Raw genomic sequence first — 13,948 nt, forward strand, 5'->3', positions numbered from 1 at the left:
TATCCTTCTAATCCCCGTGAATTGCCTTTTGGGCGGTCTCTACAGTTTTGGCACTATTGCCAATAAAAATTTGATCATTGTAAACCAATACTGGTCTGCTCAAAAAGGTGTAATGTTCAAGAATATAATTTTTATAATCATCCTCGGTCAGACTTTTATCCTTCAACCCTAAAGACTTATACAATTGTGCGCGTTTACTAAATAGAGCCTCATAACTTCCTGCCAATTTGTGAAGTTCCTCCAGTTGCTCAGGTGTAATGGCTTCAGTCTTGATATCTTGCAACTCTACGTCAGAAGGTAAATTTAAAGTTTTGATAATCCTTACGCAGGTACTGCAAGTTTTTAAGTGGTAAATCTTGTTCAAAATAAAAGCTTATGTATTAAGTGTATTTAAATTAAGGTGTTAGAACGTTTGAGGGTTAATCTTCAACAGGCCTTTAACATCCTCATAAGGCAAAATGATTTTTGTAGCACCTTGTGCGTAGGACGCAATTTCGTAGTTGTTATAGAGCAAAACTAAACCCGCTTTGGTAAAGCCCATGTTGGAGGGCAATTGAAAATCTTCCCCAAAGAAAAAGTCTTCAATAGTTTCGTCTGGATCTACTGGTTTTGTTTGGTCTTTAAAAGCTTTTTCAGCAACTGACTTAAATTTGCTTTGGTTACTAATGATGTCGTCTTCCTCCAACAGCGCTCCAGTTTCTGGATTGAAATTTAAGTAGGTCAACCTGCTATTGCCATGTGCGCCGCCAGTATCAATGTAAGATTGTAAACTTATAGTAATGACCTCTAAAGATTCATAGAGCACTTTGCCATCTACTTTTACTTCCCATTTTTGGCTGGTATCCTGAAAATCTTTTTTAAACGTTTTATATTCGTCATCAAACTGAGCCACCGCATCCTTTATGGACATATCATTTTCTGTGGTTTCTGCCATGTTCATTTCATTGGCAATGACATGTTCAATCTTCTGATTTATTTTTTCTGCAACCAATTTTGTGCCGATTGCTTTAGGATACTTAATTGAGATGACCGCATCTGCTGATTTATCGATATGTTGCGTTTCAAAACTTAATTTGATGTCTTCGTTACAAGCCGTTACCACTAAGGAGACTAACAGTAAATAAATTATTTTTTTCAAGAGAAAAAGGGTTTTGTTAAACATTCAATAAAGGTATTACATCCTTTCGAATCCAACCAATTAAAGGTTAAATTTGTACGTATTAAAATTTGAGGATATGAAATTTAACACTAAAACCATTCATGGGAATCAAAAACCTGATAAGGCTTACGGTTCTGTTATGCCACCCATCTATCAAACTACAACTTACGCGCAAACCTCCCCTGGTGGACATAAAGGTTATCAATATTCAAGAAGTGCCAATCCAACCCGGACTGCTTTAGAAGATGCTTTAGCAAGTATAGAGAACGGAACCCATGCTATAGCTTTTGGATCTGGTTTGGCAGCTATTGACGCAGTGTTAAAGTTATTGAAATCAGGCGATGAAGTCATCTCTACCAATGATCTTTATGGTGGAACATACAGATTGTTCTCCAAGATTTTTGAAGGCTTCGGGATTAAATTTCACTATGTGGGTATGGAAAGTACAGCCAACATCAGTTCCTATATAAATGAGAATACAAAGTTGATATGGGTAGAGACACCTACCAATCCTACGATGAAAATTATTGATATAAAAGCCATGGCAGCAGTGGCAAAAACACACAATCTCTTACTGGCAGTGGATAATACTTTTGCGACACCTTATTTGCAGCAACCTTTAGATTTAGGAGCAGATATTGTAATGCACTCTGCAACTAAATATTTGGGAGGGCATAGTGATGTCGTAATGGGTGCTTTGGTGGTGAAAGCTAAATCATTGGCTGATAGACTATATTTTATACAGAATGCAAGCGGTGCCATTTGTGGGCCTCATGACAGTTTTTTAGTGTTAAGAGGGATTAAAACACTGCATATCAGAATGCAAAGACACTGCGAAAATGGGAAGGTTGTTGCTGAATATTTGAAGCGCCATCCAAAAATTGAAAATGTGTATTGGCCAGGTTTGGAGGACCATCCAAATCATGCTATTGCAAAAGCGCAAATGAAGGACTTTGGAGGGATGGTTTCATTTACAACAAAAGGAAACAATTATGAAGAGGCCATTAAGATTGTTGAAAAATTAAGAATTTTCACCCTAGCGGAATCTTTGGGTGGTGTAGAGTCACTGGCGGGCCATCCGGCCAGCATGACACATGCAAGCATTCCTAAAGAAGCACGTGAAAAAACGGGTGTCGTGGATTCTCTGATCCGATTAAGTGTGGGTATCGAAGATGTAGATGATTTAATTGCCGATTTGAAACAGGCGATAGGTTAAAAACGTTATACACGTAAATAACCGAATTAAATTATGGACATTCTACTTGTCTTGTTATCTTAATCGAGATAGTAGATATAACCAAAATTTAACCACACTAAATAATCATTGGCTTTGTTGGACTCTAATTGGTGATTTAAGCCATCAATATTATCTCTAAAATAATATTGCCATCTTAAATCGAGCATTAAATCTGATAGGATTGATAATTTATATCGTGTTCCAATACTACCCACAACAGACCACGTGCTCCCTCTGTTTACATTGATGAATTCATTATCTGTACCGCCATACGGATGGTACCACGGGTCGTAATAGTTTTCTAAATTGGTAATTTCCTGATCGCCGTAAGTCGTCCAGACTTTTGGATAGTACTTTGTTAAATGTGCTCCGAGACTAACAAAAGGCGCGAAAGACTGAACTTGTACAGAGAATGCTCTAATACTAAAGGGAAAATACTCCAATTGCATACCCACATCAAAATTAGTGGCCTCACCTGAATGCGCTCTCAACTTATCAGCATAAACACTGGTTTTATCTGCTGCTACCCATTGTCCAAAGTGGTTCAATTTAGTAGTGTTCCAAGAAATTTCACTGCGTAATTTAAAGTGGTCATTAAAATATGTATCCGTAGTATAACAAGAACAATCTGCCCTATAGGAAAAGTTGATATAATGAATGATTCCTACGCCAATACCTGTATTTCCGGCATTGGTTTCAAGATTATAACGTTCGCCAAAATCAGATTGAAATGCAACTGGGCCTGCAATGACCCCTATTTCATGTGAGAACCCTAATTGAGCAAAACCAGTTGAAAAGCCTATAGCAAAAAGCGCCATAAAGGATAACTGTTTTATTTTAAGCGCCATATGTTGGTAAGTAATTAAGGTGGTTGGTCAAAACAAATATATGAAAACAGACTTAACCTACAAACAAAACATTTCCAGCAGAAGGTTTGTAATCCTTTTGATTACAAGGTCTTCATCCGGGAATTTATTTGAATTCTGTTTTTCTATTAACGTAAAAATAGCCTAGATTGATATCTTTCATTCCTATTTTTTTTTATATCAACCTCATTGTAGGGTCTGAATGTAGACTTAAAAACTTCAAAATAACGTATCTTTGAGACACCAAATATTATAATTATTCTTAATAAGCTAATACATGAAAGCTAAAATTGATTCTTTTTTAGAGCTTGTAAAAAAAAATAACGGACATGAACCGGAATTTTTACAGGCAGTACACGAGGTTGCTGAAACTATAATTCCTTTTATCGAGAACAACCCTAAATATCAAGGCAAAATGTTGCTTGAACGCATCGTAGAACCGGAACGCACTATAATTTTTAGAGTGCCATGGGTTGATGATAAGGGCAATGTTCAAGTGAATAGGGGCTTTAGGGTAGAGTTCAATTCCGCCATTGGTCCATATAAAGGGGGCTTGCGATTTCACCCAACGGTAAATTTGAGCATCCTTAAATTTTTAGGCTTTGAACAGACCTTTAAAAATTCGTTGACCACCTTGCCATTAGGTGGTGGAAAAGGAGGCTCTGATTTTGATCCCAAAGGGAAGAGTGATAATGAAGTGATGCATTTTTGTCAAGCATTTATGAATGAACTATACCGTCATATTGGTGGAAATACAGATGTTCCCGCAGGAGATATTGGTGTTGGATCGCGTGAAATTGGCTATATGTTTGGTCAATATAAAAAGATAAGAAATGAATTTACCGGAATTTTAACGGGAAAGGGATTGTCTTATGGCGGTTCAGTGATCAGACCAGAATCTACGGGTTATGGCTGTGTATATTTTGTGAAAAATATGTTGGCCGTTGAAAATAAGACTTTGGAAGGTAAAATTGTATCCATTTCTGGCTCCGGTAATGTTGCTCAGTATGCCTGCGAAAAAGCTACTGAGTTTGGAGCAAAAGTGGTAACCATGTCTGATTCGTCAGGTTTTATCCATGATCCAGAGGGCATTGATGCTGCAAGGTTAGCGTTTATTATGGATCTCAAGAATCTAAAACGTGGTAGGATTAGTGAGTATGCTGACCATTATGAGTCTGCATCATTTCATCAAGGACGTCCGTGGGGTGTAGCCTGCGACGTAGCCCTGCCATGCGCTACTCAAAACGAACTTAATGAGTCAGAAGCAACTGTTTTAATTAAAAATAAAGTCATGGCGGTTGCTGAAGGGGCTAATATGCCTTGCACTCCAGAAGCAATTGAAGCCTTCCAAAAAGCCAGGGTATTATTTGGGCCAGGGAAAGCCTCAAACGCTGGTGGTGTTGCAACCTCAGGATTAGAAATGAGTCAAAATTCATTACGCTTAAATTGGGACAGAGAAAAAGTGGATGGCAAATTATATGAAATCATGGAAAATATTCATCAATCTTGTGTACTTTACGGTAAGGAAGAAGATGGTTTTATTGATTATGTTAAAGGTGCAAATATTGCTGGCTTTGTAAAAGTGGCAGACGCCATGTTGGCACAAGGGGTAGTATAACTGTAGATCGATCATCATACTAAATTAGACTTCTGTAATACGTTATGGGAGTCTTTTTTTATATCTTATAATGCTAAGTAATAAATCAAATATGTCGCTAGTAATAAATATCTTTGACCTCTATTAATCACGTATGATAAAACAGATTACAGCGTTCTTGTTCTTTTGTCTTGTAAGTGTTTCTAATGCTCAAGATTTTTCTGCCTTGTGGGAGGGTTATTATTCCTATAATCACATCAAGGATATTGTTAAAGGTGAGAACAAAATTTATGCGGCCGCAGAAAACGCAGTATTTAGTTATGATGTGTCTACGTCTGGGTTGGAAACCATTACCACTATTGAAGGATTGTCAGGAGAAACGATTACCACAATCGCTTACAGTGATACTTATGGGACTTTATTAATCGGGTATGCTAACGGATTGGTTGAACTTGTTTCTGGTACTGAACATAAAGTTGTATCTGTAGTTGATATTCTTGATAAACAAACTATTCCTCCAAATTTAAAGCGGATTAACCATTTCAATATCAATGAGGGTCAGGTCTATATTGCCACTGACTATGGTATATCTGTGTATAATTTAGAACGTTTGGAATTTGGTGACTCTTATTTTATCGGAAATGGTGGTCAGCATATTAATGTGAATCAAACCACCATTTTAAATGGTATACTCTACGCTGCTTGTGGTAATGGCAATGCGATTAGAACGGCGGACCTGAGCAATCCTAACCTTATTGATTATCAGCAGTGGCGTACCGTGGGCAACGGAAGTTTTGTGGCAGTAGAACATGTTGACAATAGGCTATTTGCGGTAAAGACCGATCAGGTTGTTTATGAGATCCGAAATGGAGCATTTACTGCTTTATTTAATTACTCAAGCATGCCTCTTGATACAAAGTCAGAAAACAATACTTTGATAATTACCACACAGAATAAAATTTACGTTTACAATAATAATTTTAATCTATTAACAACCGCTACCCTTACCGCCGAGTATGATACCCAGTTTACGAGTGCCACGGTTTCGGGAACACAAATTTTTGCCGGTACAAAAAACTTTGGTGTTTTAAGATCGAATGATGCTAACTCAACTGTGTTTGAAATCCTAAAACCTGAGGGACCACTGATGAATGATGCATTTAAAATTGAAGCGTCTAATAGCACGCTTTGGGTAACTTATGGTGATTATACGGAATCTTATAATCCGTTTCCATTACGCAGTTACGGTATTAGCCATTTCATTGATGAAACTTGGAACAATATTCCGTTTGACTGCCTCCTGTCGGCTCAAAACTTAAATTATATTGCTGTTAATCCATTTAACCCTGATCAGGTATTTATAAGTGCATGTCAACAAGGTATTCTTGAACTTAATGACGAAACAGCGGTTATGCTTATGGACCATCGTAATAGTGGATTGGAATCTATGCGTGTGCCTTCGTCCCCGTCTACCATCGCCGTAAGGCAAACTGGGTCAATTTTTGATAGAAATGGCCTGCTATGGACCTTAACTTGTAGGGTAGATAAGGCCTTAAAATCGTATAATCCTAGTACAGGAGAGTGGCGTGGCTATAGTTTTAAAGAGATTATTCCCGATGCATTTAATGACGAGCTCGGATTTGGAGATATTGCAATAGACAGAAATGGGACCAAATGGATTGGTGCTTTCCATAAAGGCATCATAGGATACAATGAGACAGGAAATAAGATCAAAAACTTAAACTCTGAAGTCCAAAATATGCCTAGTACTGAAGTTAAGGCTGTGGCAATAGATAATAGCAATCAGCTTTGGATTGGTACCGTAAATGGTTTGCGTGTGCTTTATAATACGACCGGGTTTTTTGAAGATACCAACGCCAGTGTAAAAGAAATTGTGGTGCTTGACGACGGTATTCCTCAAGAGTTGTTGGCCAATCAGTATATTACAGATATAAAAGTTGATGGGTCCAATAATAAATGGATTGGGACACTTGACGCTGGAATATTCTGCTTTTCACTCAATGGGCAACAAACTATTTATCACTTTACGGTAGACAATTCGCCGTTGCCGAGTAATTTTATCAAAGATATATCCATAGATGCCCAAAACGGAAAGGTCTACATAGCCACCTCAAGAGGGTTACTCTCATTTACTTCTGGTGGGTCCAGTCCTAAGGAAGAGTTGTCAGATGCATATGTGTATCCTAACCCCGTCAGGCCAGAGTATAATCTTCTTGGTGAGACTAGTTTAAATGATATTAACAAAGGCGTTAAAATTAAAGGGATTACTGAAAATGTCAATATTAAGATTACAGATATTGAAGGAAACCTTGTTGCAGAAGCGCAATCAAGAGTCAATTTGAGGGCTTCCCGTTCCAGTTATAATTTTGCAATTGATGGTGGTACTGCGATTTGGAATGGTAAAAACCTGGCTAATAATATCGTCTCTTCAGGTGTTTATCTCATCCTGATTTCTGATCTGGATTCTTTTGAAACTAAGGTTCTTAAATTGTTAATTATTAGATAATTGCTTTACTTCTTAAAATATGTTAGTTAAAACAGATGCCATCGTCCTTTCAAAATTAAAGTATGGAGACCATGACGTGATTGTTAAGTGCTACACTAAAAACAGAGGGGTGGTAAGTTATTTATTGAAAGGAATTTTAAAAAGTAAGCGCAGTAATTCTAAAATAGCTTATTATCAACCGCTTTCCCAGCTGGAGATTGAAGAAAATTACAAGGCTAATCACGCCCTTCACTTTATAACCGATGTAAAATTAAGTGTGCCTTATCAAAGCATGCATACCAATATTTTAAAAGGGGCAATTGTGATGTTTCTATCTGAAGTATTAGCTGCTACATTAAAGGAAGAAGAAGGTAATTTATCACTCTACGAGTTTTTAGAAACCACCTTACAGTGGTTGGACCATGAAACGGATTTTGCTAACTTTCATTTGCTGTTTTTATTGGAGTTGAGCAAGCATTTAGGGTTTTATCCGGACACTAGCCAATCCAACTTTCCATATTTTAATTTGAGCACAGGTAGTTTTGAATTAAAGCCACAACATCACTATACTATTTCAGGAGAAAATTTAAAATTCTTAAAAGCCTTATTGGGCATAAAATTTGATGAGCTACATACAGTAAAAATGGCCTCTTCACAGCGGCAGACTTTATTAAACACATTGCTGTTTTATTTTGAATTGCACCTGTCGGATTTTAGAAAACCAAAGTCCTTACAAGTGTTAAATCAAGTTTTTAATTAATGCTGACCTCTCTTCCTATGAAATTTTTGTTGTTTCTATGTACACTTTTAATATTGGGTGTATCAGTGCAATCCCAAAATGTCAAAATTTTAGAAAAGTCCACCAGCCTTCCTATAGCTGGGGCTGTAATTTATAATGCTTCAAAAGTTAGATCGACAATGTCAGATATAGATGGCGTGGCTAATTTAAGTCAGTTTTCTTCTGATGATATCCTCTTTGTAGAGCACTTGCTGTATCAAATTGGTAGTTTTAAAACTTCGGATATGGTTGATGCTATTATTTATCTCAAACCTAAAATAGAAGGGCTTGATGAGGTCGTATTGTCGGCATCAAAATTCCAACAGAGTAAACGCGATATTCCTCAAAAAATTATAAATATCACTGCAAAATCTATCGCATTTTCCAATCCTCAAACCAGCGCAGATTTGTTGGAAAGTAGCGGAAATGTATTTATTCAAAAGAGTCAGATGGGAGGTGGGAGCCCTATGATTAGAGGCTTGTCTACCAATCGGCTATTGATTACTGTTGATGGGGTGCGGATGAACAACGCCATTTTTAGAGGTGGTAATTTGCAGAATGTAATTTCTATTGATCCGTTTACAATACACAATACAGAAGTTACGCTAGGGGCAGGCTCTGTGGTGTATGGCAGTGATGCGCTTGGCGGGGTAATGAGTTTCTACACTCAGACACCGCAACTGTCCTATTCTGATTCTTTATATTTTAGAGGAAATGCCGTGGCGAGATATGCGACAGCTAACAAAGAAAAAACAGGACATCTCGACCTCAACTTTGGACTAGAACAATGGGCCTTCTTTACCAGTATTAGTTATACTGACTTTAACGATTTGCGTATGGGGAGCCATGGGCCTTTAGATTATATCAGACCTGAATATATTAGAACCTTAGATGGCATTGATCAATTGGTTGTAAATGACAATCCATTACTTCAGGTGCCAACAGCGTACGACCAAATTAATCTATTGCAGAAAGTACGTTATGAGCCAAAAGAAGATTGGACCTTCGATTTGGGATTATATTATACAACTACTTCTGATTATTCCAGATATGACCGATTGATTCGCTATAAAGGCAATCAGTTGCGATCTGCTGAATGGAATTATGGGCCACAACAATGGTTTATGGGCAATGTGCAAGTTACTAAATTGAGCAGTAATTCTAATTTATATGATAAGATTCAGGCCACTATGGCGTATCAGAATTTTCAGGAAAGCCGTATGGACAGAGATTTTAACAAACCAAAAAGAAATATTAGGGAAGAAGCCGTAGATGCTATTTCTGCTAATTTAGATCTAGAAAAACAGTTGGGCGCTAGAACAGAACTGTTTTACGGTTTGGAATATATTTACAATGAAGTTACCTCTTCCGGAACTGAGGAAGATATTAACACGGGCACCACAAACGGAACAGTATCAAGGTATCCTAACGGGTCTGATTGGCAATCTGTAGCATTGTATTCTAGTCTAAAATTCAAACCCAATCCTAAATTTGTCTTCCAAACCGGTATTCGTTATAACCATGTGGTCTTAAATGCGGATTTTACTGAAAATAACAAGTATTTAAATTTGCCGTATAGCAACACCAACATTAATACGGGTGCCTTTACGGGAACTGCGGGTGTCAACTGGAATCCTAACCAAACAATTACCCTGAAATTTAATGCGTCATCAGCCTTTAGAGCGCCTAATATTGATGATATAGGGAAAGTGTTCGATTCAGAACCAGGAGCCGTTGTGGTGCCTAATGACGACCTGAAGCCGGAATATGCCTACGGACTCGAATTAGGTTTGAAATTAAATTTCGAAAACTGTGTTATTCTTGATATGGCAACCTATTACACCTACTTAGATAATACTTTGGTGCGCCGCGATTTTACACTCAACGGCAATTCTGAAATCATGTATGATGATGAAATGAGTACCGTTCAGGCTATTCAAAATGCGGCAGAATCTCGAATTTTTGGATTTGAGGTGGGCCTAATGGTGAATTTTACTGAAGCATTGAAATTAAAATCAGATTATAACATTATTGGCGGAAGAGAAGAAGATGATTTTGGCAATAGCACATCATTACGGCATGCAGCACCTCAGTTTGGAGCAACACATGTTATCTGGCAAAAAAACAAATGGCAGTTGGATGCGTTTGCCAACTATAATAGTGAGCTGTCTAACAATCAATTGGCACCTTCAGAAAAAGAAAAAGGCTATATGTATGCCTTAGATGAACATGGCAATCCTTACGCGCCGTCTTGGTATACGCTTAATTTCAGAACGCAGTATCAATTCAACCAAGCGGTATCCCTGACGGCCAGTTTAGAAAATATCACAGACCAACGTTACAAAACCTATTCTTCAGGGATTGCAGCCCCAGGACGTAATCTAATCCTGTCCTTAAAATATACACTTTAAATAAGTCACAAATCATAGCAAGTTATGGACTTTAAATTAGTGTTTAGCGCCGTTTAAAGATGCGCTTTGTAATGATTTGATCATTTGAAAGCACTACGCGGGCTATATACACAGCTTGGCTTACTTCTTTTAATTGGTAAATCTCAGTGCTGTTTTGACCTTTAAAATGGTGCAATGTCCGGCCAAGCACATCTATGATTTCGACAGATTTGATAGCCAATTGTTGGCCCACCGAAAATTGGAGTTGTCCCGTTTTAAGCTCGATGATTGATAATTTATCAGCGTTCGATATGGCCTCCGCAACCGATAAGGTTTGATCTTTAAAATGAATTACAAAACGATTTTTGAAGTCGCCCGTTGCCGAGGAAAAATTATAATCCCCAGTGTTTAAGTTGTGTGAGAGTTCTAATAGTTGGTCTTTAAGGTAGATGTTGTTTACGGCTAAGAATGCGCCTTGTGTTTGGTCCAATGATATCGTATATACAGTGGCTTGGGTAATACTGGTTTGAAAGGCTAACCCAACTTCTTCCTCCAGGGTTAAACTGGTTGGTGCTTTGCCTTGTATAGCATAGGATTTATGCCGTGAGGGAATTGTAGTGTAAATACTTGCACCAGTTCCGGAGGATAAATGACGTTCTGCATCATAGGCAAAGCCATCAAATCCATCAGTAGCCCCCTCAACATAAGCCACGAGTATTTGGTTAAACACTCCAGAATCAGAGGTTAAATTGATCCATAATTTATTGGCAACTGGCGTCGCTTCATGTTTAAAGAATTGTGAATTGCTGGTAGGATCTGCCATTCTCATAGAGTTTTTAAACGTTAAGGTTCCACCCCCGTGGAGGCCCTTCACAAAAAATCCTTGTCCAGATGGAATAAAGTCTGAGGGAATAATTTTACTAGCACCTGCAATATTGCCACTTCCTGTAGTGATTATAGCGTAATCAGCACTATTAAAATTGAGTACTTGATTACCAGGATTACTTGCCAAAGGGGGCGAAAAATGTGACCACAGATAAGCGGCCCCATCTATGATATTGGCATTCTCCTTGTGGACCATTTTGAAATCTATTGCAGACGGATATGGGTTTCCAATCAAATTCCAATCATTGTCTGTAGGAAAACTGTTGGTGATGATAGCTGCGGTAATATTACCGGTATTAAATGGACCACTGAATTCTGTCTGGTCAATCCTCGGGAATGGAATGTTGGTTGTTCTTGAAGTTGCCGCATATCCTACACCGGGTATCATTCGCCCTGTCGCCAATTGCCAATCATCACCATTATCATCAACATCATTGCCATCAGTATCTAAATAATTGGAGGCTTCAAAATAAAACCGACGGCTTGGAGCGGCCATACTTAATGCTCTTTCCACACTTGCATCAGTAACAGGAGAGCTCCAATAGGTATAGGCATACCATTTTTGTTTTACGGGTGTCGATTTTCGAACGCGTGAAGTACCAGTATTAGCCAATATAAATGTGCCTGCTTCAAGATCATCTCCCCTTTGAACTAAAGCGCCTTTTGTGTCGACGACAATTTCACCAAATTGTTCAGTTGAATGTCCGCTAACCAGCACATCATTTAAAACTTCAACGTAATGATCATCTGTAATGTTCAGCGTATATCCTGGCTTGACAACAAGGCTACATGTAGTAAAACTGCCCGTTTTGGAATTGGTGGTGTAATCGCTATTTAGAATTGTCACCGTATTACTACTTGGCGATAAAGGCTCCCATTTGTGTCCATTCCAAGTGGTTGTTATAATTTTTATGGGTACAACAATGCTGGCCTTGTAACAATTAATACCGTTTTCTCGAACTTGCACATAAAATTGAAAGCCATTAAAGTTTTCTAAATTAAGGATGTTGAGATTGGAAGTGTGTTGACCAGAGTACATCGGGTCAGTATCTGCGATGGCTACCCAATTAAAGGAGTTAGGAGCGTTATAGTACCATTGGTAAGCTAAGGGAAAGCCACCATTAACACCTTCTGTTGCTGATACTGATAAAGTGGTGGATAAGCTACAACTATTAAGCGGTAAAGTAGGGTTTAAAGTTATGGTAGGAGGATTGCCACCTGAAAAATCGAAGATACCAATATTAGAATAGTCATTTGTGCTACAAGAAGTTGCGCCAGATCCTGCCCAATCAATCACATTCCAATCTGCGAGATTAAAAATGGGATTAGGAAGTTGGGATGCTGAATAAAGACGTCGAAAGTTAAAACCACGATCGCCGGTGATGATGGTGGTGTCCATCCAAGACTTATCCTGATAAATACCAAATTCGTCCACAACAACTGTGTTTTTTGATTTTAACAATCGTAGGACATCGTGTTCCTGATCTTTTTTATTAATCCCAACTAAAGTACTTGTTTGGTTTGCCAATTGACCATTTCCTCCAGTTTGGGGACAGGTGTTGCCTGAAGTTGGTGAATTGGTGATGCCAATAGCCACTATATATATGGCATTGTGATTTAAAGTTACGGCATTTAGTGTCAATGTATTTGTGGGTGAAGCCGCACCATTATTATAAATTCCAATGGCGTAGTTGCCTAGCGCAACTGGGGCACCTGTACCATTGTAAATTTCAATATAACTCAAACCGCCTGCGGTTGCGTCAGTCACTTCGCTAATTATTAGATCAGATAGAAATTTAGATCCTTCACACCCTCCAATACTTCCATCTATAACAGTAAAAGAAGTTATGCTTGTACAGCCCATACGATCTTCAACGTTTATATTTCCAGTAGTTGCTCCATTTGGGATGCGTACCTCAATGGTTTCGGAATTGATCAGCGTTACGATCATAGATAACCCATTAATAGTGGCCGTGGTTGTGGTGTCAAAATGAGAACCTGTTATAGTTGCCGTTGTATTAATGGGTCCAGAAACTGGAATTATGGATGTAGATGCTGATACACATCGTCCTGTACCGCGAATTGCATAGGTATATGGGTTTTCATCACTGTCATTATTTGCAATTGATACGATAGCATTTCTAACGCCTGCAGCTAGTGGCGTGAATTGTATTTCTAATAAACTAAAAGAATTTGGAGCAATTACTGACGTGGGTGTAACAGTGATGGAAAAATCGTCAGGATTGGCGCCCAATATCTTAACGCTAGTAATGGACAAGTTTAGCGTGCCAAGATTACGGATTCGGTAGGATTTAGATTGTGATGAGCCAATAAGTTGAGAAGCAAATAAGGTATTATCTGTACCTTGAGGATTGGTATCGCCACTAACAATTTCAGGGTACGTGCCTAAATTGCCTTCTACTTTTATTTCAGGTGCTTGGGCTACCGTGGAAAAAACAAAGCTCAATGAGGCTAAAAAAACGAAGTTCAATCTTTTTTCCATAGGTGTTATAATGAATTGGTTACAAAT

General features: G+C 38.2%; 9 protein-coding genes. 5 read left to right on the forward strand and 4 right to left on the reverse strand.

Going from position 1 to position 13,948, the window contains the following annotated elements; translation table 11 throughout:
• Positions 1-7: 7 nt before the first annotated feature.
• Positions 8-364 (reverse strand): arsenate reductase family protein, encoded by a 357-nt coding sequence (locus BXY82_RS05365; protein WP_133757132.1) that lies wholly within the window; start codon positions 362-364, stop codon positions 8-10.
• A gap of 39 nt (positions 365-403) precedes the next feature.
• Complete coding sequence (locus tag BXY82_RS05370; protein ID WP_166643250.1) at positions 404-1,138, reverse strand: DUF3298 and DUF4163 domain-containing protein; 735 nt, start codon at positions 1,136-1,138, stop codon at positions 404-406.
• Between the two features lie 97 nt (positions 1,139-1,235).
• Between BXY82_RS05370 and BXY82_RS05375 the strand changes: the two genes are divergently transcribed.
• Complete coding sequence (locus tag BXY82_RS05375) at positions 1,236-2,375, forward strand: cystathionine gamma-synthase (protein WP_133757134.1); 1,140 nt, start codon at positions 1,236-1,238, stop codon at positions 2,373-2,375.
• A gap of 59 nt (positions 2,376-2,434) precedes the next feature.
• On the opposite strand, the gene BXY82_RS05380 is transcribed toward BXY82_RS05375, so the two are convergent.
• Positions 2,435-3,244 (reverse strand): THC0290_0291 family protein, encoded by an 810-nt coding sequence (locus tag BXY82_RS05380; RefSeq protein ID WP_243835688.1) that lies wholly within the window; start codon positions 3,242-3,244, stop codon positions 2,435-2,437.
• Between the two features lie 295 nt (positions 3,245-3,539).
• Here BXY82_RS05380 and gdhA point away from each other — a divergent pair, with 295 nt between their 5' ends.
• The 4 genes from gdhA to BXY82_RS05400 all read left to right on the forward strand — a co-directional run bounded on the left by gdhA (position 3,540) and on the right by BXY82_RS05400 (position 10,554).
• The gene (gdhA, locus tag BXY82_RS05385; protein ID WP_133757135.1) at positions 3,540-4,880 is read left to right on the forward strand and encodes an NADP-specific glutamate dehydrogenase; all 1,341 of its coding nucleotides are present in this window, start codon (positions 3,540-3,542) and stop codon (positions 4,878-4,880) included.
• A 133-nt stretch (positions 4,881-5,013) separates the two neighbouring features.
• Positions 5,014-7,386: a type IX secretion system anionic LPS delivery protein PorZ gene (gene porZ, locus BXY82_RS05390; protein WP_133757136.1), complete on the forward strand. Its 2,373-nt coding sequence runs from the start codon at positions 5,014-5,016 to the stop codon at positions 7,384-7,386.
• Between the two features lie 19 nt (positions 7,387-7,405).
• Positions 7,406-8,125: a DNA repair protein RecO gene (recO, locus tag BXY82_RS05395; protein ID WP_133757137.1), complete on the forward strand. Its 720-nt coding sequence runs from the start codon at positions 7,406-7,408 to the stop codon at positions 8,123-8,125.
• A gap of 158 nt (positions 8,126-8,283) precedes the next feature.
• A complete protein-coding gene (locus BXY82_RS05400; RefSeq protein WP_317128562.1) occupies positions 8,284-10,554 on the forward strand; it encodes a TonB-dependent receptor plug domain-containing protein in 2,271 nt (756 codons plus the stop codon).
• A gap of 43 nt (positions 10,555-10,597) precedes the next feature.
• Here BXY82_RS05400 and BXY82_RS05405 read toward each other — a convergent pair whose 3' ends face one another.
• Positions 10,598-13,921, reverse strand: a complete 3,324-nt coding sequence (locus BXY82_RS05405; RefSeq protein ID WP_133757139.1) for a choice-of-anchor D domain-containing protein — start codon at positions 13,919-13,921, stop codon at positions 10,598-10,600.
• Positions 13,922-13,948 lie beyond the last annotated feature (27 nt).

It is taken from the genome of Gelidibacter sediminis, from assembly GCF_004364975.1.
Classification (GTDB): domain Bacteria; phylum Bacteroidota; class Bacteroidia; order Flavobacteriales; family Flavobacteriaceae; genus Gelidibacter; species Gelidibacter sediminis.

Bases quoted from the DNA above. Each gene is read 5' to 3' on its own strand.
- BXY82_RS05375 (WP_133757134.1), top strand. From the start codon at position 1,236: ATGAAATTTAACACTAAAACCATTCATGGGAATCAAAAACCTGATAAG.
- BXY82_RS05400 (WP_317128562.1), top strand. From the start codon at position 8,284: ATGTCAGATATAGATGGCGTGGCTAATTTAAGTCAGTTTTCTTCTGAT.
- BXY82_RS05380 (WP_243835688.1), bottom strand. From the start codon at position 3,244: ATGGCGCTTAAAATAAAACAGTTATCCTTTATGGCGCTTTTTGCTATA.
- porZ (WP_133757136.1), top strand. From the start codon at position 5,014: ATGATAAAACAGATTACAGCGTTCTTGTTCTTTTGTCTTGTAAGTGTT.
- gdhA (WP_133757135.1), top strand. From the start codon at position 3,540: ATGAAAGCTAAAATTGATTCTTTTTTAGAGCTTGTAAAAAAAAATAAC.
- BXY82_RS05405 (WP_133757139.1), bottom strand. From the start codon at position 13,921: ATGGAAAAAAGATTGAACTTCGTTTTTTTAGCCTCATTGAGCTTTGTT.
- recO (WP_133757137.1), top strand. From the start codon at position 7,406: ATGTTAGTTAAAACAGATGCCATCGTCCTTTCAAAATTAAAGTATGGA.